General features: G+C 62.8%; 21 protein-coding genes. 9 read left to right on the top strand and 12 right to left on the bottom strand.

Annotated elements, in window-relative coordinates; translation table 11 throughout:
* Window positions 1-192: 192 nt before the first annotated feature.
* On the bottom strand, window positions 193-624 hold the full coding sequence (locus tag PV760_RS18340; RefSeq protein WP_018780363.1) for a universal stress protein: 432 nt from the start codon (window positions 622-624) through the stop codon (window positions 193-195).
* A gap of 160 nt (window positions 625-784) precedes the next feature.
* Between PV760_RS18340 and PV760_RS18335 the strand changes: the two genes are divergently transcribed.
* Entirely contained in the window at window positions 785-1,591 is an 807-nt protein-coding gene (locus PV760_RS18335; RefSeq protein ID WP_110505918.1) for an SDR family oxidoreductase, read from the top strand.
* A 111-nt stretch (window positions 1,592-1,702) separates the two neighbouring features.
* Complete coding sequence (locus PV760_RS18330) at window positions 1,703-1,912, top strand: dodecin (RefSeq protein ID WP_011773002.1); 210 nt, start codon at window positions 1,703-1,705, stop codon at window positions 1,910-1,912.
* Between the two features lie 53 nt (window positions 1,913-1,965).
* On the opposite strand, the gene PV760_RS18325 is transcribed toward PV760_RS18330, so the two are convergent.
* Window positions 1,966-2,856 (bottom strand): helix-turn-helix transcriptional regulator, encoded by an 891-nt coding sequence (locus PV760_RS18325; RefSeq protein WP_079582473.1) that lies wholly within the window; start codon window positions 2,854-2,856, stop codon window positions 1,966-1,968.
* Between the two features lie 216 nt (window positions 2,857-3,072).
* Here PV760_RS18325 and PV760_RS18320 point away from each other — a divergent pair, with 216 nt between their 5' ends.
* The 5 genes from PV760_RS18320 to PV760_RS18300 are packed head-to-tail and all read left to right on the top strand — an operon-like array spanning window position 3,073 to window position 7,869.
* Complete coding sequence (locus PV760_RS18320) at window positions 3,073-3,894, top strand: aldo/keto reductase (protein WP_018780205.1); 822 nt, start codon at window positions 3,073-3,075, stop codon at window positions 3,892-3,894.
* Between the two features lie 33 nt (window positions 3,895-3,927).
* Window positions 3,928-4,899 carry an aldo/keto reductase gene (locus PV760_RS18315; RefSeq protein ID WP_039239253.1) on the top strand — a complete coding sequence of 324 codons (972 nt, stop codon included), beginning with the start codon at window positions 3,928-3,930 and terminating at the stop codon, window positions 4,897-4,899.
* A complete protein-coding gene (locus PV760_RS18310) occupies window positions 4,896-5,933 on the top strand; it encodes an SDR family oxidoreductase (RefSeq protein WP_354628401.1) in 1,038 nt (345 codons plus the stop codon). The genes PV760_RS18315 and PV760_RS18310 overlap by 4 nt, the downstream gene beginning before the upstream one ends.
* 60 nt (window positions 5,934-5,993) lie before the next feature.
* Window positions 5,994-6,824: an aldo/keto reductase gene (locus tag PV760_RS18305; RefSeq protein ID WP_354628400.1), complete on the top strand. Its 831-nt coding sequence runs from the start codon at window positions 5,994-5,996 to the stop codon at window positions 6,822-6,824.
* 1 nt (window position 6,825) lies between these two features.
* Window positions 6,826-7,869: a lactonase family protein gene (locus PV760_RS18300; RefSeq protein ID WP_354628399.1), complete on the top strand. Its 1,044-nt coding sequence runs from the start codon at window positions 6,826-6,828 to the stop codon at window positions 7,867-7,869.
* Window positions 7,870-7,941: 72 nt separating this feature from the next.
* Here the strand turns inward: PV760_RS18300 and PV760_RS18295 are convergent, their stop codons facing one another.
* Together PV760_RS18295 and PV760_RS18290 are read right to left on the bottom strand one after the other, a co-directional pair.
* Window positions 7,942-8,172 (bottom strand): hypothetical protein, encoded by a 231-nt coding sequence (locus PV760_RS18295; RefSeq protein ID WP_354628398.1) that lies wholly within the window; start codon window positions 8,170-8,172, stop codon window positions 7,942-7,944.
* A complete protein-coding gene (locus PV760_RS18290; RefSeq protein WP_064723466.1) occupies window positions 8,169-8,366 on the bottom strand; it encodes a hypothetical protein in 198 nt (65 codons plus the stop codon). The genes PV760_RS18295 and PV760_RS18290 overlap by 4 nt, the downstream gene beginning before the upstream one ends.
* A 362-nt stretch (window positions 8,367-8,728) precedes the next feature.
* Between PV760_RS18290 and PV760_RS18285 the strand changes: the two genes are divergently transcribed.
* Complete coding sequence (locus tag PV760_RS18285; protein WP_354628403.1) at window positions 8,729-11,455, top strand: alpha-amylase family glycosyl hydrolase; 2,727 nt, start codon at window positions 8,729-8,731, stop codon at window positions 11,453-11,455.
* Here PV760_RS18285 and PV760_RS18280 read toward each other — a convergent pair.
* The 3 genes from PV760_RS18280 to PV760_RS18270 all read right to left on the bottom strand — a co-directional run bounded on the left by PV760_RS18280 (window position 11,452) and on the right by PV760_RS18270 (window position 13,730).
* On the bottom strand, window positions 11,452-12,063 hold the full coding sequence (locus tag PV760_RS18280) for a GNAT family N-acetyltransferase (RefSeq protein ID WP_079582467.1): 612 nt from the start codon (window positions 12,061-12,063) through the stop codon (window positions 11,452-11,454). The genes PV760_RS18285 and PV760_RS18280 overlap by 4 nt on opposite strands.
* Before the next feature lie 135 nt (window positions 12,064-12,198).
* Window positions 12,199-13,215: a hypothetical protein gene (locus PV760_RS18275; protein ID WP_354628397.1), complete on the bottom strand. Its 1,017-nt coding sequence runs from the start codon at window positions 13,213-13,215 to the stop codon at window positions 12,199-12,201.
* A gap of 5 nt (window positions 13,216-13,220) precedes the next feature.
* On the bottom strand, window positions 13,221-13,730 hold the full coding sequence (locus PV760_RS18270; RefSeq protein WP_189076375.1) for an RNA polymerase sigma factor: 510 nt from the start codon (window positions 13,728-13,730) through the stop codon (window positions 13,221-13,223).
* A gap of 151 nt (window positions 13,731-13,881) precedes the next feature.
* On the opposite strand from PV760_RS18270, the gene PV760_RS18265 reads away from it, so the two are divergent.
* Entirely contained in the window at window positions 13,882-14,859 is a 978-nt protein-coding gene (locus PV760_RS18265; protein ID WP_354628396.1) for a serine hydrolase domain-containing protein, read from the top strand.
* On the opposite strand, the gene PV760_RS18260 is transcribed toward PV760_RS18265, so the two are convergent.
* The 5 genes from PV760_RS18260 to ureE all read right to left on the bottom strand — a co-directional run bounded on the left by PV760_RS18260 (window position 14,856) and on the right by ureE (window position 19,010).
* The gene (locus PV760_RS18260) at window positions 14,856-15,902 is read right to left on the bottom strand and encodes a HoxN/HupN/NixA family nickel/cobalt transporter (RefSeq protein WP_354628395.1); all 1,047 of its coding nucleotides are present in this window, start codon (window positions 15,900-15,902) and stop codon (window positions 14,856-14,858) included. The two genes, PV760_RS18265 and PV760_RS18260, sit on opposite strands and share 4 nt — an antisense overlap.
* Window positions 15,902-16,822 carry an urease accessory protein UreD gene (locus PV760_RS18255; RefSeq protein ID WP_354628394.1) on the bottom strand — a complete coding sequence of 307 codons (921 nt, stop codon included), beginning with the start codon at window positions 16,820-16,822 and terminating at the stop codon, window positions 15,902-15,904. The genes PV760_RS18260 and PV760_RS18255 overlap by 1 nt, the downstream gene beginning before the upstream one ends.
* A gap of 202 nt (window positions 16,823-17,024) precedes the next feature.
* Complete coding sequence (gene ureG, locus PV760_RS18250; RefSeq protein ID WP_354628393.1) at window positions 17,025-17,642, bottom strand: urease accessory protein UreG; 618 nt, start codon at window positions 17,640-17,642, stop codon at window positions 17,025-17,027.
* 21 nt (window positions 17,643-17,663) lie between these two features.
* Window positions 17,664-18,335, bottom strand: a complete 672-nt coding sequence (locus PV760_RS18245) for an urease accessory protein UreF (RefSeq protein WP_275777357.1) — start codon at window positions 18,333-18,335, stop codon at window positions 17,664-17,666.
* 198 nt (window positions 18,336-18,533) lie between these two features.
* Window positions 18,534-19,010: an urease accessory protein UreE gene (gene ureE, locus PV760_RS18240; RefSeq protein WP_354628392.1), complete on the bottom strand. Its 477-nt coding sequence runs from the start codon at window positions 19,008-19,010 to the stop codon at window positions 18,534-18,536.
* Window positions 19,011-19,012: the final 2 nt, after the last annotated feature.

The following is a 19,012-nucleotide window of genomic DNA, read 5'->3' as shown; positions in this document are numbered from 1 at the left end:
CGGCCTTACGTAAATCGAGTACCTCGCCACGACAACACCCATCCGCTAAGTGTTGCAATCACCGCAAGAACCCAAGGATCCTCAACGGGCGGTTGTGCAGACGACTTCGGAAACTGACAGCCGGAGGACCCATCCGGGTAGCAGAAGAGGCCGTTTTGAATGCTCAAAACGGCCTCTTTGCTTGCTTGAGTGTTACGCGTCCACTTCCGTGTTCACGATGTACACGTCGCACGGAGCGCCGTGTGCCACGCTGTTGGCGATGCTGCCCAGGACGCGGCCCAAGCCCTTCATGCGCTTGTTACCCACGACGATCAGGGAGGCGTTGTTGGTCTCGGCGTAGTTGATCAGGGCGTTGGCCGGGTTGCCACGGGCAGCGTAGTACTTGACGCTGCCGGCCGGAACGTCAAGTTCTTCGGAGACCTTGCGGGCCACGTATTCCGCGGAGTCGGCCGAAGAGACCGTGATGCGGTCGCTGCCGCTGCCGAATTCTTCAATTCGGTCGTCCGAGAAGCCGCTGATGACGTGCAGTTCGGCACCGAGGGCGGTGGCGAGCTTCGCTGCCGCCATTGCTGCACGCTTGGCCGTTTCACTGTTGTCGACGCCGACGACAATAACTTCTGACATGAGAACTCCTGGTTGTGGGGATTCGCGGGGTGCTGCTGCAAGAAATCTACACTCCATGGCTGCACACCGGGGTGATCCTTTTGTGCCGGGAGTGTTTACTGCATGCGCCAGGGGGTAGGGATAAATCATCGGCACCACCACTTCACTGAAAGGCAGGACCATGAGCGACGCATCATTCGCCCCACAGACCGCCATCGTCACAGGCTCGGATTCAGGGATCGGGCGGGCCACGGCGGTGGCGCTGGCAAAAGCCGGCATGGACGTGGGAATCACCTGGCACTCGGACCAGCAGGGTGCCGAGGAAACCGCCGAGGAGGTCCGCCGCCTGGGACGCAAGGCGGTGGTCCACCAACTGGACACCACCGATGCCCGCGGAACGGCGGCCGCCGTGGACACCCTTGCCGAGGAACTCGGGGGCGTGGATGTCTTCGTGAACAACTCCGGAACCGGCGACGGCACCAAGTTCCTGGATCTCGACTACGAAACCTGGATGACCACGCTGGACACCAACCTCAATGGGGCCTTCGTGGCCATGCAGACGGCAGCCAAGCGCATGGTGAAGGCGGGCCGAGGGGGACGCATCATCGCCGTCACCAGCGTCCACGAATTCCAGCCCCGCGTTGGGGCCTCGGCCTACGACGCCTCCAAGCACGGTCTGGGTGGGCTCATCAAAACCATGGCGCTGGAACTCGCCGAGCACGGGATTACCGCCAACAACGTGGCGCCCGGCGAAATCGCGACCCCCATGACGGGCCAGGAGGACGAGGATCCCACCCAGAAGGAGCGGCCCGGAGTGCCCCTGGGACGCCCCGGAGACGCACGCGAAATCGCCGCCGTCATCGCTTTCCTTGCCTCCCCGGCGTCAAGCTACGTCAACGGCGCGTCGTGGGCGGTGGACGGCGGAATGCTGCAAATGGGACCCCAGGCCGGCTCGCACATCACCAGCAACGACTGGCGTGAAAGCTAAGCTGCGGGACCTCTGGCCGCACAGGGATCCGTGGGCTAGTCTGCATGGACAGCCCGCCCTGCGGGTCTGATTTCTTTTCCAAAGATTCGTATGACGTTGATGAGGAGCACCATGGCTGGCCACACGTATAGCGTTTCCGAAATTGTAGGAACTTCCACCGAGGGCGTGGACGACGCCATCAAGAACGGCATCGCGACAGCGTCCCAAACGTTGCGGAACCTCGATTGGTTTGAGGTCAAGGAAATCCGCGGTCACCTCGAGGACGGCGCGGTTGCCGACTGGCAGGTCACTATTAAGCTCGGTTTCCGCCTGGAGCGCTGACCGACCTCACCGCGAGCTGACAGTCGATGCCAATGTTTTTGGAAACATTGGCATCAACTGTCATCCCGGCGGGCAGGGGCGGGTTCGGGCACGGCGGCCTCGGCATGGGTGCCCACGTCTCCAAAGTTCAGCAGTGTCAGAGCGTCCGACGACGGCGACCCGGCTTTGGCGGAATAGATCCTCAGCAGCTGGTCGGGGTCGTCCGGGAGACTCAGCGTCTCAAAGTTCAGTTCCAGGTCCCCCACCACTGGGTGGTGCAACCTGACGGTCCCTGCGGCGCGGGTGGCGACCCTGTGCCCGGCCCACCACTGACGAAAGTGTTCGCTGTGGACGGCCAGTTCGCCCACGAGCTGGTTTGTTTCGGGGTCATTCGGGTGCCGGCCCACGTCCATGCGCAAGGCACCGACGGCTTCAGCGGCAACGGTCTTCCAGTCGCGGAACAAAGAACCGGCCGCAGGGTCCAGGATGAGCCAACGGGTGAGGTTGCGCTCAGCGGCCGGCAGCAGGCTGAAATCCGTGAACAAAAGGTGTGCCATCCGGTTGCATGCCAGGACATCTGCACGCCTGCCAAGGACCATGGCCGGGACGTCACCCACTGCATCGAGCAGCTGTTGGAGAGCCGGACGTACCTTTTGGACGGGGCCGGGGCTGCCTGCGGAGCTGGCGCAATGCTCCAGCAGATCCATCATGTGTGCCTGCTCCCCTGCATCCAGCCGCAACGCACGGGCAACTGCGTCGAGGACCGCCCTGGACGGGTGGATATTGCGGCCCTGTTCCAGGCGGGTGTAATAGTCCGTGCTCACTCCGGAGAGCCGCGCCACCTCTTCGCGGCGAAGCCCGGGCACCCTGCGGGAACCGCTGGATTCCTGCGCGCCGGCGTCCTCCGGCTGGAGACGGGCACGCATGATTTTGAGGAACTTACCGAACTCGGCGCTTTGACCCATTGGTCCATTCTGCCGTCCGGGGTGTGTGAAAGGCCACCGTTATGGGTAGGACTACCAGACCTAGGAAAAACAGGATCAGGCTGTATTGCTGACTCTGCCGCCAAAACTGCATAGGCTCAGTACTGAGCCTCCGAAAACGCTTTCTGGAACCGACTTACGGCCTTAGCCAGAAACCGGAGCGCCACAGCCATAACCATCCCGTCGAAGGAGACCGTCATGCCAGAGCTGACACTGAACAACGGCGTCACCATCCCCCAGCTGGGTTTTGGTGTTTTCCAAGTGCCTGCCGACGAAACGCAGAAGGTGGTGGAAGATGCCCTGGAAACCGGCTACCGCCACATCGATACCGCTGCCGCCTACCGGAACGAGGCAGGAGTCGGCGCCGCAATCAAAGCCTCGGGCATTCCCCGCGAAGAACTCTTTATCACCACCAAGCTCCGCAACGGCGAACAAGGCGAAGCCTATGACGCCTTCCAGCGAAGCAGGGACGCCTTGGGCCTGGAAGTCGTTGACCTCTACCTGATCCACTGGCCGGTCCCGTCACAGGGCCTCTTCACGAAGGCCTGGAAGGAAATGGAGAAGCTTTACCAGGACAAGCAGATCCGGGCCATCGGCATTTCCAACTTCCTGGCCGATCACGTGGACACGCTGCTCCGGGAAGCCGAGGTAGTGCCCGCCGTGAACCAGATCGAGCTCCACCCCACGTTCCAGCAGGCAGAACTGGCCAACAAGTGCCGTGACCTTGGCATTGCCGTTGAGGCATACAGCCCGTTGGGACAGGGAAAAGACCTGAACGCCGAGCAAGTGGCCCTTGTCGCGGCAGCACACGGCACTACCCCTGCACAGGTGATCCTCGCCTGGCACCTCGCGCAGGGAACCATCGTGATCCCGAAGTCCGCGGACTCGTCCCGGATGCGGGAGAACTTCGGTGCGGCGGATTTGAGCCTCACCGAATCCGAACTCGCCGCCATCACCGCTCTTGAAGCAGGCGCGCGGATCGGTTCCGATCCCGCCGTCGCCGCTTTCACCCAGCTCTAAGACCGCAAGCCAAGCACAAAGGACCCAACAGACATGCAGTACACCCACCTGGGCCGTTCCGGCCTGAAAGTTTCACGCCTCTGCCTTGGAACCATGAACTTCGGCCCGCAGACGGACGAGGAAACAGCGCATTCCATCATGGACTCCGCGTTGGACTCCGGCATCAACTTCTTCGACACCGCCAATGTTTACGGTGGCGTGGAGCACCGGGGCTGGACCGAAGAAATCATCGGCCGCTGGTTCGCCAAGGGCGGCGAGCGCCGCGAAAGGACCGTGCTGGCCACCAAGCTGTACGGCACCATGACGGACCGCCCCAACGAGTCCAAGTTGTCCGCGCTGAACATACGGCGCGCACTTGATGCGAGCCTTAAGCGGCTGCAAACGGACTACATCGACATTTACCAGTTCCACCACATCGACCGGGATACGCCGTGGGATGAGATCTGGCAGGCGATTGAGGTTGCAGTCCAGCAGGGCAAGATCCTCTACTCGGGCAGCAGCAACTTTGCCGGCTGGCACATCGCCCAGGCACAGGAAGCAGCGCGCCGCCGGAACTACACCGGCTTGGTGAGCGAGCAGTCCATCTACAACCTTTTCAAGCGCGAATTGGAGCTTGAGGTCATCCCGGCCGCGCAGCAGTATGGCTTGGGCCTGATCCCGTGGTCGCCGTTGCAAGGAGGGCTGCTGGGTGGCGTGCTGAAGAAGGAAGAGCAAGGCGTCCGCCGCACTGAGGGCCGGGCACTTGAGACCCTGAAGAAGCATGAGGACCAGATCCGCCAGTACGAGGATTTCGCTGACGAACTCGGCCATGCACCCGGAGACGTCGCGCTGGCGTGGCTCCTCCACCAGCCTGCCGTGACTGCACCGATTGTTGGGCCGCGTACGCAGGAGCAATTGGACGCAGCCATCCGCGCGCTGGATGTCTCCCTGAACGAGGACGCCCTCAAGCGCCTCGATGACATCTTCCCGGGCCACCGCCCCGCCCCCGAAGACTACGCCTGGTGAGCAGCCTCCTTCCGGACAGCCTCGGAGCGGCGGCGGACACGGTCTCGCCGCGGAACATCCTGTTCATCGGCGGGACCGGGGTCATTAGTGCGTCGGCGGCTGAACGCGCCGTCGCGCTGGGCCACCGGCTGACCATCCTTAACCGGGGACGGTCGGCCGGTCGGCCGGTCCCCGATGGGGCGGAGGTGCTGCACGCGGATGTCCGCGATCCGCAGGCTGTGCGTGAGGTACTTCAGGGAAGGGAGTTCGACGCCGTTGCGGACTTCATTTCCTTCACGCCGGATCAGGCGCGGGCCGGCTTGGAGATGTTCCGTGGCAGGACGGGTCAGTACGTCTTCATCAGTTCGGCGTCGGCGTACCAAAAGCCGCCAACCACGCTGCCCATCCGGGAATCCACTCCGTTGAAGAATCCTTTCTGGAAGTACTCGCAGGACAAGATTGCCTGTGAAGAGCTGCTGTTCGAGGCGTACCGCGATCAGGACTTCCCTTTGACGGTGGTTCGCCCATCCCACACCTATGACCGAACGAAGATTGCCATGGTGGGCGGCTGGACTGACATCCACCGGATGCGCGCCGGGATGCCGGTCATGGTGCATGGTGACGGAACCTCGCTCTGGACATTGACCCACAGCCGGGACTTTGCCAAGGCCTTCGTTGGCCTCCTGGGCAGGCCGCAGGCCGTTGGCGAAAGCTACACGATCACCTCGGATGAGTTCCTGCCGTGGAACCAGATTTACCGCTTGTTCGCGCGTGCTGCAGGGGTGGAGGAGCCGGAGTTGTTCCACGTTTCCTCGGAGACCATTGCAGCTCACAGTGCGGAGCTCGGTCCCAACTTGCTGGGCGACCGTTCGCACTCGGTGGTGTTCGACAATTCCAAGATCAAGGCGCTCGTTCCCGAATACCGGGCAACAATCCCGTTTGCGGACGGAGCCCGGGAGATCGTGGCGTGGCATGATGCCCACCCGGAACTGCAGGTGGTGAGTGAGGACTACATGGAGCTGAGCGACAAACTCCATGACTGGTCGCGTCGGTAGCTGTTGCCAAGCAGCAAGCGGCCAGCGTAGAAACGAAGAAACCCGGAGGAGACCCAGCCCATGACACGTGCACCGCTTATCGAACTCAACGACGGCCACAAGATCCCGCAACTGGGCCTCGGCACTTGGCCCTTGAATGACGCCCAGGTTGCCGATGCCGTGGTGGAGGCGGTGAGCCACGGGTACCGGCACATCGATACCGCGGTGAAGTACGGGAACGAGAAGGGCGTGGGCAACGGTATCCGCACATCCGGGGTGGAACGTGGGGAACTGTTCATCACCACCAAGCTCGACGGCGAGTACCAGGGTTCCGGGAGGGCTGTTGCCGGCTTGGAGGGTTCACTGGAACGTCTGGGATTGGACTACGTGGACCTGCTGCTGATTCACTGGCCGCTCCCCCGGCGCGACGAGTTCGTCTCAACCTGGAGAACCTTTGAGGAACTTCAAGCGTCGGGGAAAGCGCGCTCCATCGGAGTTTCCAACTTCAAGCCGGCGCACCTCGACCGCCTGTTCCGGGAAACGGACGTCGTTCCGGCCGTGAACCAGATCCAGCTGAGTCCTTCCGTCCCGAGGTCGGCTGCCCGGGCCTTCAACGAACGCAACGGAATCGTCACAGAGTCCTACAGCCCGCTGGGTGCCAGCAGCGACCTTTTGAATGCCCCGGTCCTGGCGACGGTTGGTGAAAAGTATGGAAAGACGCCGGGACAGGTTGTGCTCCGCTGGCACGTCCAGCAGGGCCTGGTTGCCATACCCAAAACCGCCAACCCCCAGCGCATGAAAGAGAACCTGGACGTTTTCGACTTCGAGCTGGACCAGGACGACCTCACCACGCTTCAGACTCTCGACGGCGGGCCAGACGCCGGCGTCGACTCGGACGTGCAGGGGCATTGAGATGACAACGCACGAATCATTGCTCTGGGTTGGCTCCTACACGGCCGACAGGAACGGCCACGGCAAGGGCATCACGGCGCTCTCGGCGGACAGTGAAGGTGGGCTGACGGCCGTTGGCTTGGCCGTCGAAGCCAATTCGCCGTCCTTCCTGGCGCTGCACCCGACGCTTCCCGTGGTTTACGCCGTAGCGGAGGAAGGCAAGACGGTGCGGGCTTATCGCCGGAGTGGCGACACTGCGTTGGAGGCTTTCGGCGATCCTTGGCCCGCGGGCGATGCCACGTGCCACGTCGCTGCGGATCCGCAGGGCCGCTTCATCGTGGCCACCTGTTGGGGCGACGGTCAGGTCATCCTCTACGAACTGGACGACGACGGCGCCATCACCTCGCGCAAGAGCGCGGCGGCCGCCGTCGACCCCCACTCGGCTGCAGCCCCCGGAGGTGAGCGGCCAAGCCGCGCGCATTCGAGCTTGATGCTTCCTGACGGCCGGGTAATGACCACGGATTTGGGGCATGACTTGGTCCGTGTGTGGAGGTACGTGCCGGGTGAAGGCCTGCAACCCGACCACCAGGTGGTCCTGCCTATGGGTTCGGGTCCCCGGCACATGGCCCGCCACCTGAGCGGGACGGTCTTTGTCGACACGGAGTATTCGGTGGAGGTGGCAGCGGTCCGGATGGAACCGGACGGCACTTACGAGCTCGCATCCGTGGTCCCGGCAAGCGCCACGGGAGCCAAGGACGGCGATGCCGGTGCAGAGATCGCCCTCTCCCCGGATGGACGCTTCGCCTATGTGGGCGTGCGGGGTACCAACCGCATCTGCGTCCTGGAGGTCTCGGGCGAAGGCACCGGGGTTGAGCCGCGCGGAGAGGTACCGTGCGGCGGCGAGTGGCCCCGCCATCATCTGGTTCGCGAAGGCTGGCTGTATGTAGCGAACGAAGGTTCGGACGACGTCGTCAGTTTCAGGCTTGACCCGGAAACCGGGCTGCCGGACGGCCCTGTGGGGCGTGCGGAGATTGGTTCACCCAGCATGTTGCTCGTCGCGGGCTAATTGACACCGGGACAGCACTTGGTACCTATGATCCGCTCAGACATTGGTATCAAGCGCCATCCCGGCGGGTCTTCAGGCTGACCAGACCTCGACGTCGTCCGTGCCGCAAATGAGTTTGCGCCCGGTCGGTTCGAGGACTACCCAGAGCAATTCCTGGTGTTTGGACACGTCGTCCAGGCGGCCCGTGCCGGCACCCCAAGCGACGTCGTATATCCACACGGGATCGCCGGCGCTGAGCTCGGCCCATTCGGCCGCAGGCACGTGGCGGTAGCCGGCCGGCCTGTTCAGGATGGAGCTGGTCATGCCGAAACTTCAGCGGCGGCCTGCCGCCGCCATACCGTGGCCACGCCGTTGTGGGCCGGCAGCACATGGCCTTCAGCAAAAACCTGGACGACATCCGGCTCGCAGTCCGGGCTCCACAGTCCCGATGCCGGGCAGTGGGAACCGGTGGGCATGACGCGGGTGGCTCGTTCGCGCAAGAGGGCGATGCTCTTCATCGTTGAAACTCATCCTTGGGTAGTTCGCGGTACTTTGTGAAGCAGATCTCTTCAACCCTATGCAAGCGAGTGACGCTTTGTTATGGACGGCCGCACAACATTCTGAGTTATGGATGGGCAAAGGCACAGCAGCCTGAAACATAGATTCAGACCGGCAATTCTGCAAACGCTTCCAGCTTTTCTGGAATCAGGAGCCTAATCCGACGAGTCAACGGCCGCTTACTCTGGATTAACATCACGCAAGCGCTTACAGTTGTGACTTGTCCCACAGCACTGTCGCTAGAGGAAGGCTTCACTTGTCACTCCGCAGCTCCGGATCCCCCAACAACACGTCCTTCAAGAGAAGGGCGGCTGTCGTCCTCATGACGACGGCCGTCCTCACCGCATCTGCGGTACTCCCGGCAGGCGCCGCGCCCGGCGTCTCCGCGAAGAACCCTGACCCCACGGCCCAACACTCCATCCGGGGCGGTGTCAGCAACCAGAACTTCTACTTCGTCATGGCCGACCGCTTCAAGAACGGAACCGCCGGCAATGACGACGGGGGCCTGGGTTCCGATCCCATGGTGTCCGGCTTCGATCCCACCCGCAAAGGCTTCTACAACGGGGGCGATCTGAAGGGCCTGCAGGACCAGCTGGACTACATCCAGGGCTTGGGCACCAACGCCCTCTGGCTCACTCCCAGTTTCAAGAACAAGGCCGTACAAGGTGACGGAACGCCGGCGAACAGCTCCGCCGGGTATCACGGGTATTGGGTCACCGACTTCACCCAGATCGACCCCCACCTGGGCACCAACGCCGAGCTCAAGACGCTCATAGACGCCGCCCACGCCCGCGGCATGAAGGTGTACTTCGACATCATCACCAACCACACGGCCGATGTGATCCAGTACCAGGAGACGTCCTCAGCTCCCTACATTTCCAAGGAAACCGAGCCCTACCGCGCCGCCACGGGCGAGGTCTTCGATGACCGCGATTACGCCGGGACGCAGGACTTCCCTGCCCTGGACGCGGCAACGTCGTTCCCCTATACGCCCGTAGTCCCCGCGGCTGAGAAGGACGTCAAGGTTCCTTCCTGGCTGAACGACCCCACGCTCTACCACAACCGCGGCAACACCAACTTTGCCGGCGAAGACTCCCTGTACGGCGACTTCTTCGGGCTGGATGACCTTTTCACCGAGAACCCCAAGGTGGTCAACGGGATGATGGACGTCTACAAAACGTGGATCAGAGACTTCGGAGTGGACGGCTTCCGCATTGACACCATGAAACACGTCAATGACGAGTTTTGGCAGCAGTTCGGCCCACAAGTGCTCAGCTATGCCAAGGAGCAGGGCAAGGACGAGTTCTTCATGTTCGGGGAGGTCTTCGATACCTCCAAGACCGTCACGTCCAAGTTCACCACCAGGAACAAGATGCAAGCTGTCCTGGACTTCGGCTTCCAAGGTGCAGCCCGCAGCTTCGCATCACAAGGCAGCAAGGCCACCGGCCTGGCAGACTTCTTCAACGGTGATGACTGGTACACGGATGCCGATTCCAACGTCTACCAACTGCCCACATTCCTGGGTAACCATGACATGGGCCGCATCGGCACCTTTATCGCCCAGGACAACCCGGGAGCATCCGACGCGGAACTGTTGGAGCGCGACGAGCTGGCCCATGAGCTGATGTACTTCTCGCGCGGCAACCCGGTGATCTATTACGGCGATGAGCAGGGCTTTACCGGCGCCGGCGGGGACCAGGACTCGAGGCAGACCATGTTCGCCAGCAAGGTCCAGGAGTATTTGGATGATGACCTTTTGGGAACCAACGCCACGCATGCCACGGACAACTTCAACACCGGGCACCCGCTGTACAAAAAGATCAGCGAGCTCGCGGCCCTCGCAGCGGACCACCCCACGCTCCGTACCGGTGCCCAGCAAGACCGCTACGCCGCTGATGGGGCCGGGATCTACGCCTTCTCACGCATCGACGCCAAGGAACAGCGTGAATACATCGTGGCTGTGAACAACAACGAGACCGCACAGACCGCGGCGATCCCAACGTACGAAGCGAAACAGCCGTTCAAGCTGGTTTACGGTGAGGCCGCCAAGAACGCCAAGTCCGGTCAGGATGCGAAGCTGGCTGTCACCGTCCCGCCGCTTTCCGCAGTGGTTTATGAAGCAGCGGGGCGACTCGCCAAATCGAAGGCCGCACCCGCCGTCGTACTCAAGAAGCCGGTCACGGCGGCTGGGGACGCCACCCGCCAGAAGGTGACGGCCGACGTCGACGGTAACTCGTTCTATGAGGTCACCTTCCAGGCGCGTACTGCAGGTGGCGACTGGGCGTCGATCGGCACGGACGACAACGCGCCGTACCAGGTGTTCCACGACGTCTCGTCGCTGGAGTCCGGCACGTCCGTGGAGTACCGCGCTGTGGTACTGGACAACCGCGGGCAGACGTCCGCCAGTGAGCCCCGCAGCGGCGTGGTGGGAGAACCGACGCAGCCCGAGACCGTCACTGTGGCCGGCAGCCTCAACACCGAACTGGGTTGCACCGAAGACTGGCAGCCGTCCTGCGGGCAGGGGCTCATGAGCTACGAGCCGACGCACCGACTGTGGCAGCTGAATGTCCCCAACCTGCCCGCGGGCACGTATGAATTCAAGGCCGCACTCAACGGCACGTGGGACGAAAACTACGGCGCGGGTGGCGAGTTGAATGGCCCCAACGTCGTGTTCACGCACCCCGGCGGCGCCGTCACGTTCCTTTACGACCACTCCACCAACGTGATCAGCGCGGTCTCCGCGGGCCCGCAGCCGGCGGCCGTTTCGGTACCCGGCAGCCTGAATTCCGAGCTTGGCTGCTCGGGCGACTGGATGCCGGACTGCGCCCAGGCGCAGCTGCAGCTGGACCCGTCGGATGGGATCTGGAAGCTGTCAGTGCCCAACCTGGCCGCCGGCAGTTACGAGTTCAAGGCCGCCATCAATGGCTCCTGGGCTGAGAACTACGGTCTCGGCGGCGCCCCGAACGGCAGCAATATCGCCTTGAAGCACGACGGCGGCCCGGTCACCTTCCGGTACGACCCCGCCGGACATCTGGTCACCGTCCGCTAACCCAAAGGAGGGGACAGCAAACGTCGCTCCGGGCTGCCAACTGCCGGGCGGGGTGCCCGGCGCATTGAATGGACAGTGGGCCCACCCGGAATCACAGTGGTGTCCGTGACAAGGAAACCAAGGCGTCCGTAAAGGCGCACGTTACGCTCGTCCGAGGTTTCAAGCACCACGGCACCTGCCTCTCGATCTATTCGCGTGAGACCCTCCGAGGCCACGGCCGTACCCAGCCCTTTGCCTTGATGTGCCGGGTCTACGCCCACGGTGGCCAAGGTCCACGCCGGCCCCTTTGGCTGGGGCAAGCTCAGATCAATCAACGCGGTCGCTCGAGAACCCAGCAGTTCCAGAACTTCGATCTGCATATCGGGACCAGGCTCGGGCGCATCAGGGGGAAGGAATGCAGCGACGGAGCGCAGTTGTTCATCCACCAGGACCAATCCATGGGTAAGCGCATGTCCCAGGTAGAGGTACTGCAGCCGTTCGAGTCTCTGCTCATAATCAACGTCAGGAATCGACCATCTCGTCCAAGGGTAAGTCTCAAAGGCAAGGCCGAGTACTCGGGCAGCAACCCCGAGGTCTGCGCCGGTTGCCTGGCGAACCATGTCTGTCATGAGAAATGCTCCTAGCGAATAAAGGCCTTCTGCCAAAGTACCTGAGATTACGGCAGCGCCAGTCAAGGTCCCCTCAGGGGACAGCAAACGTCGCTCCGGGCTGCCAGAGCGACGTTTGCTATCCCCCGGATGGGGCTATTTGTAGCTCACGCTCAGAAGCATCGACTTCAACTGGGCGTACTGCGTTGTGTTCATCCAGGCCTTAGCCGCTTCCGGGGTGGCAAAGGTGGGCCGTTTGTTGATGTCAAACTTCACGTAGGCCATCATGAACCCGTTGGGCATCTTGATCTGGTTTGTGCCGGAAGAAGCCTGCCCGGATTGAAGCTCAGAGGACAGCCGGATGTCCATGACGTACGCCGGGGGAGTGTCGGAACGCCCAGTAGCCGTGGGCATTCCACCGTTACCGGAGTTGTAGTCGAAGTTCATGAAGTAGTTCAAGGAAAAACCGAATTCCACCTGGTTTCCTGCTGTATCCGTTACCCCGGGAACCACGGCACGGTCCAGAACTGTGCGGTCCACCAGTCCGGCAGTACCGTCGCCGTAGAAACCGCTGCTCATGAAAGCGACCTCGGCGCCGGTGTTGTCCAAAACGGTGACTCCGTCGGAAGGACCTTGTTCCGGGCGAACGGTCCAGCCCACGGGGTAGGTGAAGGAAACGTGTCCATCCGGGAAAGTGAACGTCTGCGCTGTGGCCACGGGAGCAGGCGGCTGCGTTGGAACCGTTGTCGGTGCAACCGCCGGAACAGTCGGAGTCGCCGGCGGAGTGGTGACCGGAACAGTCGCCTCCGGGGTGGCCGAGGGCGTGGGTGTGGCTGTGGGAGTAGGGGTGGGGGTAACAGAAGCACTCGGCGTAGGTGCCGGCTCAGTCGGGCTGACGGTCACTGCCGGCGCGGGAGCCACTGTGAGCGGGCCAAAGTTGGCCGCAACCAGGACACCCGCGGTGACAGCCGCAGCGCCAAGCAACAACCCGCCCGCGATCCGGGCCTTGCGGCGCTTGCGGTCTTCAAGGGACACCACTCCGGCTGCCGGGGTGCTGTCGCTGAAAACCCGAGGGCCTGTGAGCATGCGCGCCAAAGCTTCTTCAGAGTTGACCTCGGTGCGCTCGTCCGCAAGCGGGTCAATCGCTGATATCTGGTTCTTGATCGGATCCATTGTCTTCAGACCCCCATCTTTTGTGTAGTCGTTTCGGCGCCGGCGGGCAGCTGTTTCCGGAACGCGGTCCGGGCCCGGTGCAGACGGACCTTGGCTGCTGATTCACTGCACTGCAGCACTCCGGCGATGTCAGTGGTACCCAGTCCGTCCCAGTAGGCCAGCTGCAGAATCTCGCGGTCCTGCACCCGCAAGCGGTCCATCGCATCCTGTACCGCGACGTTCCCGGAGTCATCCCCGAAACGTTCCACCGCCGTCGTGCGCAGCTTTTCCTGCAGAGCCTGCTGCCGGTCGCGGCTGCGGTAGGCGTTACCCACAAGGTTGCGCGCTATGGCGAGCAAGTAACCGAGTTCCGGCCGGGCATCATCCGACCATTTTTGCCATACGACCCGGAAAACGTCGGCGGCGATCTCTTCAGCCATCTCCGCCGATTCGACGCGTCGGCGCACGAACCTGAAGACGGATGGATAGCTGTCTTTGTGAATGGCGATGAACGCCAATTCGCGCTCGGAAAGCACGATTTCCCCCTGAAAAGTAGAGCCCTGAACTGCAGGATACTTGTATAGTTTCCGGCCAGGCCGCCGGGGTTACACGTGGCGGTAGGTTTCTTCTCAACGCCATCACGATAGATTCAAGACACCGAATCCCGAGCGAAAGCGTGGCACAGCAATGGTGCAGACAGGACCCGCGGCAGAATGGGCCCGCAAACAGGTTGAGCTCGGGCGCGTGCCCGTTGCCGTGCTGGGGATCGCCTCCAGCCAGGGCATCGAGGACATTGTGGCGTTCGGGACCGACGGCGGCAGGCGGGCAACAGCCGAGGACCACTTTGCGCTGTTCTCGGTGACAAAGCCGGTCACTGCCCTGACCGTCATGCGGCAGGTTGAGCTTGGGAAGTTGTCACTGGGCAACACGCTGGGTGACGTCCTCCCGGACTTCGGCACGGGCCGCACGGACACCGTAACGCTGGAGCACCTTCTCAGCCACCGCTCCGGGATTGCTGATCCGGCGCTCGACGGCGGCGCTCCCCTCCGCGAGGACCTCACCTCCGCCGAACAGGCCTTCTATGCGGGTTCCCTTGTCCAGTATTGCAATATCGCTTTCGAGGGCGCCGCGGCCATGGCCGAGTGGGCTGACGGGCGCCCGTTCGAGGAGCAACTCCTGTCCCTGGCCGGTGACACAGGTGCCGGCGGCCTGACGTTCGGCACCGACTGCAAACCGCACAAAATCCACGGCACCGAGGCTGCGGGTTTGAACGTGGATGCCATGTATCGGAAGAGGCATCCGGGTGCGGGGCTGTTCGGTACGGCAACGGACCTGCTCAACCTGGGTTCCGAGCTTCTGGGGCAGACCGGGAAGGCCGTTCGCCCCGCCACGCTGGCTGCGATGCGCCGTCCACGGACCACTGAGTTTTCCCACATCACCACCCGGCCCAAGCCCCTCCGCCACACCGGGCTGGGATTCCAGCTGCCCGCCAACGAGTCTGAGCTGCTGGCACAGGGAATCTACGGCCATCCCGGGTGGGCCGGCACGGAGTGGTGGATGCTCCCCGAACAGGACCGTTGCGTCGTGTTTCTGACCAACGTACTGGACACCCCGGATCTCGGCGTGGACACCACCGAGCTGTTCAACGCCGTGGCCGTTTCCTAGGACCCGGCCCTGACGCCCCGGCCACGCCAGGCGGACACGGCCCACACCAGCACGAACAGGCCCACCAGGATCAGGCCTGCGTCGCCGAGGTCGATCTCTCCGAGCCACGTTGTCAGAGGGTCCTCGAGCCCGAAGGCGGCGTTGATGAAGCCACCGAGGGTGATCACGGAGATGAACAGCGCCGAGACGGCCGAAATGCCCGTGATGACAGCGTTGAAACCGAGCTTGCGTTGCGGGTTACGGATGGCGGTTTTGTACATCTTCATCATGGCCACGCCGTTGGCGGAATCGCACAGGGTCATGGCTGCTGTGAACGCGAGCGGGAGGGCCATCAAGGCCAGCGGCGAGACTCCGGCGAGTGACGCCGTCGTCGTGAGGACCAGCAGCCCGATGGTGGTGGCGGTGTCGAAGCCCAAGCCGAACAGGAAGCCGATCACGTAAATGTTCCGCGGCCGCTCCACCTTCGACAAGGGCTTGGCGAGCAGCCGGGCCACCAGGCCTTTTGCTTCCAGGTCTTCGGGGCGCACGTCCCCGCCGGCCTGGACTTTCCGGTATGCCTGCGTGGCGCGAACAAACGCGGAGCCGTTGAACAGTCCCATGGTCAGCAGGAACAACCCGGACACACCGGCGCCGATGAGGCCCAGGATCTTGTTGCCCGTGGTGCCGTCTTCCATGAACTGGCCGATCAGCGTCGCCCCGGCCACTACCAGCACTCCCGCGAGGATCACCACGGAGCTGTGCCCCAGGCTGAACGCGAATCCCACGCTCACGGGGTCCTTGTGCTGCGCCACGAATTTGCGGGTGGAGTTGTCGATCGCCGCGATGTGGTCCCAGTCGTAGCTGTGCTTGATGCCGGCCACGTACGCGGTAATCACCAACCCGAGCGCCAGCGGCTGGGCGCCACCGGCGGAACCAAACAACAAAAGCACGACGGCGGCAACGTGCAAAGCGGCCACGGCACCAAAAGTGAACAGCAGCCGGGTCCGCAGGGACAACGTTTCCCGCTCCCGGTACATGGTGGCGAATTCGGTCAGCGCAGTCATCAGTACTTCCTCAGGTTCAAGGGCGCCTGTCCGTACCAACGGTCGCGCAGAACGCCCGTACAAGCACCCAGCAATGTGTTGAGTTCCTCGGTGCTGTTCGACAACGATCGCAGCACAAGCCCGGTGGTCCCGGCAATAGTCGCGGTCAAAGAAACTCCGGTATACGCGTCAAAATCCCTGGCAATTCGGGCCAGTTCATCAGCAAGCTCCTGATCCACCCGCGGATCCACTACCACCAACGATCCCAGGTGGCTGAAACCCTCCATGAACCCCATCCCGGTCACATCCCCCAGGGGCGGCCGGATCAGGAGATTATCCAGGGCCAGCAGTTCGTGGTGCTCCCCCGTTCGGACGTGGATCTCGTTCCGCAGTCTCACTTCTTCGAACTTGAAGGATGCCCCGTCCGGGGACCACCCCGGCGTGACCACCTCAGCCATGACAAGGCACGACGCCGGGTGGAGACTGATGCGCGAATTCTGCCGATAGCTCGCCTCTCGATAGGCGATCAACTGATCGGGCACCAACTCCAGCCGCGCCCCCTCCCCCAGTTTGATACTCATCCGCTGCTCAGCGAACGACCCCGGAGTCCGGTACACCTTGGTGGCCGACTGCGTGGTCAACAACAGATCAGCCCCCGCCTCAACCTCCACGTCAATGACGAACACATCCGCCCCCAGATACGCCCCGCCGGGATTGACCATGACGTAGCAAACCTGCCCGGACCCATCCAAGTAATGCGGCCTGAGCACCCTCAAAGCGCCCTCATGAAACTGCCGCGAAGCAACGGACCGCCCACTCCGCACACTAACGCCCAACTCCAACCGCCCCCGCACAGGGCGCTCCGGGAAAGCCAACGTGGAGCCGGGCCCCAGGTTCCCCACAACGTCTGAGCCGAAATCGACCTGCGTCGTCGTGTTCATCCGCGCATCTCGCGTGGTGTCGTAACCACCGAAGCGGCGGAGCCGGGGATAAGGAACTGGCCTTTTGTCGTGGCAATGCGGGTGGGGCGATCCGCGAACGCGGATGAAGGGGGCCGCGGCGTGGCGGGCATCGCGGAGCGGGCACGGCCCCCTTCATCCGCGGGCGCCGCCCAAGGTGACTTAACCGCCAACTCGCATCGGTTCATTGGGCCAAGTCGAGCATCAGGACGTCGCGTCGGATCCAGTTCAGGACGTCCTCGAGTCCTTCATCCGTCTTGAGGTTCGTGAAGCAGAACGGTTTGTTGCCGCGGAATTCCTTGGAGTCCCGCTCCATGACGGAGAGGTCTGCTCCGACGTGGGGTGCCAGGTCCGTTTTGTTGATGATGAAGAGGTCGGACTTGATCATGCCTTGGCCGGCTTTGCGCGGGATCTTCTCGCCTTGGGCGACGTCGATGATGTAGATGGAGAAGTCGACGAGTTCGGGGCTGAAGGTGGCGGAGAGGTTGTCGCCGCCGGATTCGACGAAGATGACCTGGAGCTCCGGGTGCCGGGCTTTGAGTTCTTCGATGGCCGCAGTGTTCATGGAGGTGTCTTCGCGGATGGCGGTGTGGGGGCAACCGCCGGTTTCGACGCCGATGATCCGGTCCTCGGGGAGGATGCCGTTGGCGGCGAGGATTTTGGCGTCTTCGATGGTGTAGATGTCGTTGGTGATGGCGGCCATGGAGATGTCTCGGCTCATGTGGCGGGTGATGCGTTCCACGAGCTGTGTCTTGCCTGCTCCGACGGGTCCGCCGATTCCGATTTTGATGGGTTCAGTCATGTGTTCTGTCCTTTGCACTAACTAGCTCATGAACATGCGGGCGCGTTGCCGTTCGTGCCGCATTTGTGAAATTTCCAGTCCGGGGCTGACGGCCCCAAAGTCGTCCCAGCACAGCTGTGCTACATCCCGGCCGGCGGCAGCAACGGCGTCGTGTGCTTGGCGAAGTACCCGCTGCCCGGCGTTCTGCCCGAGCGGTATGGCGCGCACGGCGTTCTGCGTCAACGAAGTAACCGTGGCAAACAAATAAGCGGAAAGCGCCGCTTCAAAAGGAACGCCGAGCGACCGCGCAATAACCCCAAAAGCCAAAGGCTGATGCCCCATGGCACCCCCCTCACGAACGAGCCCCCGATAAGCCTCCAACTCCCCTGACGGAAACACCTCCCCGCCAATCTCAAGCAACCGTCCGCCCATCTTCAAAGAAGCCTCCCGAACCTCCCGAGCCAACAGCTGCCCGGTAAGAACAGAATCCAACAAGCCCACATCCACCCCCTCATAAAGGAAACGCAGAGCCAACCCATCCGAATAAACCAACTGCTGCCCCACAAAAGCGCTCAACCAAGTACCGAAAGTGACCTCATCCCCCACAAGCCCCCGCTCGATATAGCTCTCAAACCCCAAAGAATGAGCAAAAGCGCCCGTCGGCAAAGCCGAGTCGGTCAACTGTTGAAGAGCCAGCTGATATGTCGCACTCAAAGCGCACCCCCGGCGGTGCGAACTGTGCGCTGGAGCGGAGCTGGGAAGGGGGCCGCGGCGTGGCGGGCCACGCGGGGGGCCCACTGCCGCGAGGGCCCCGACCTGAGCTTGCGAAGGTTGGGAGCGGCTGGGGACGGGCACGGCCCCCTTCCCAGCGAAGCGAAAGCGCACGCACCCAACCTGCCGGGGCGCATGACTTTAGTGCGAGTGCTCAGCATGGCGGAAGGGCACCGGCATGACCCGCTCTTGCCTGTCGTAGGGGACGCCGACGCTCTTCAGATAGTCCTCGACGGTGTGGTCGTACTGGCACACCATGACTTCGGCTTCATATTCGGACGCAGCATCAAAGAATTGCGCCTGCAGGTGCCGGTTGCCGAGCGAGTGCGCAACCACACCCATTTCGTGGATGCTCCTTGGCGCTATCACCAGGACGTCCGTTGGCAGCACGGAGATGACGATGACGTTGTGGTCGTCGACTGCCAGGATGTCACCGTCGCGGAGGTCGCCGGAGCCGCTGGGCAGACGGATGCCGAGTTCCTTGCCGTGGTCGGTGGTGACCCGTTGGATCCTTTTGACGAGGAGGCTGCTGGGGAGGGCGACTTTTTCCGTGTGCCTGCCCGCATAGCTGCCTGCGGGCTGTTCGTGGACGTTGCCCAGAATTTGTTCGATGATCATCG

Source organism: Paenarthrobacter sp. CC6 (genome assembly GCF_040560085.1).
GTDB classification, from domain to species: Bacteria; Actinomycetota; Actinomycetes; order Actinomycetales; family Micrococcaceae; genus Arthrobacter; species Arthrobacter nicotinovorans.
The sequence above is the reverse complement of the archived record's forward strand: the minus strand, read 5'-3'. Positions and strand labels throughout refer to the sequence as shown.

Excerpts from the sequence above, each read along its gene's own strand:
- PV760_RS18340 (WP_018780363.1), bottom strand. The coding sequence starts at position 624 with ATGTCAGAAGTTATTGTCGTCGGCGTCGACAACAGTGAAACGGCCAAG.
- PV760_RS18335 (WP_110505918.1), top strand. The coding sequence starts at position 785 with ATGAGCGACGCATCATTCGCCCCACAGACCGCCATCGTCACAGGCTCG.
- PV760_RS18330 (WP_011773002.1), top strand. The coding sequence starts at position 1,703 with ATGGCTGGCCACACGTATAGCGTTTCCGAAATTGTAGGAACTTCCACC.
- PV760_RS18325 (WP_079582473.1), bottom strand. The coding sequence starts at position 2,856 with ATGGGTCAAAGCGCCGAGTTCGGTAAGTTCCTCAAAATCATGCGTGCC.
- PV760_RS18320 (WP_018780205.1), top strand. The coding sequence starts at position 3,073 with ATGCCAGAGCTGACACTGAACAACGGCGTCACCATCCCCCAGCTGGGT.
- PV760_RS18315 (WP_039239253.1), top strand. The coding sequence starts at position 3,928 with ATGCAGTACACCCACCTGGGCCGTTCCGGCCTGAAAGTTTCACGCCTC.
- PV760_RS18305 (WP_354628400.1), top strand. The coding sequence starts at position 5,994 with ATGACACGTGCACCGCTTATCGAACTCAACGACGGCCACAAGATCCCG.
- PV760_RS18300 (WP_354628399.1), top strand. The coding sequence starts at position 6,826 with ATGACAACGCACGAATCATTGCTCTGGGTTGGCTCCTACACGGCCGAC.
- PV760_RS18295 (WP_354628398.1), bottom strand. The coding sequence starts at position 8,172 with ATGACCAGCTCCATCCTGAACAGGCCGGCCGGCTACCGCCACGTGCCT.
- PV760_RS18290 (WP_064723466.1), bottom strand. The coding sequence starts at position 8,366 with ATGAAGAGCATCGCCCTCTTGCGCGAACGAGCCACCCGCGTCATGCCC.
- PV760_RS18285 (WP_354628403.1), top strand. The coding sequence starts at position 8,729 with ATGACGACGGCCGTCCTCACCGCATCTGCGGTACTCCCGGCAGGCGCC.
- PV760_RS18280 (WP_079582467.1), bottom strand. The coding sequence starts at position 12,063 with ATGACAGACATGGTTCGCCAGGCAACCGGCGCAGACCTCGGGGTTGCT.
- PV760_RS18275 (WP_354628397.1), bottom strand. The coding sequence starts at position 13,215 with ATGGATCCGATCAAGAACCAGATATCAGCGATTGACCCGCTTGCGGAC.
- PV760_RS18265 (WP_354628396.1), top strand. The coding sequence starts at position 13,882 with ATGGTGCAGACAGGACCCGCGGCAGAATGGGCCCGCAAACAGGTTGAG.
- PV760_RS18260 (WP_354628395.1), bottom strand. The coding sequence starts at position 15,902 with ATGACTGCGCTGACCGAATTCGCCACCATGTACCGGGAGCGGGAAACG.
- PV760_RS18255 (WP_354628394.1), bottom strand. The coding sequence starts at position 16,822 with ATGAACACGACGACGCAGGTCGATTTCGGCTCAGACGTTGTGGGGAAC.
- ureG (WP_354628393.1), bottom strand. The coding sequence starts at position 17,642 with ATGACTGAACCCATCAAAATCGGAATCGGCGGACCCGTCGGAGCAGGC.
- ureE (WP_354628392.1), bottom strand. The coding sequence starts at position 19,010 with ATGATCATCGAACAAATTCTGGGCAACGTCCACGAACAGCCCGCAGGC.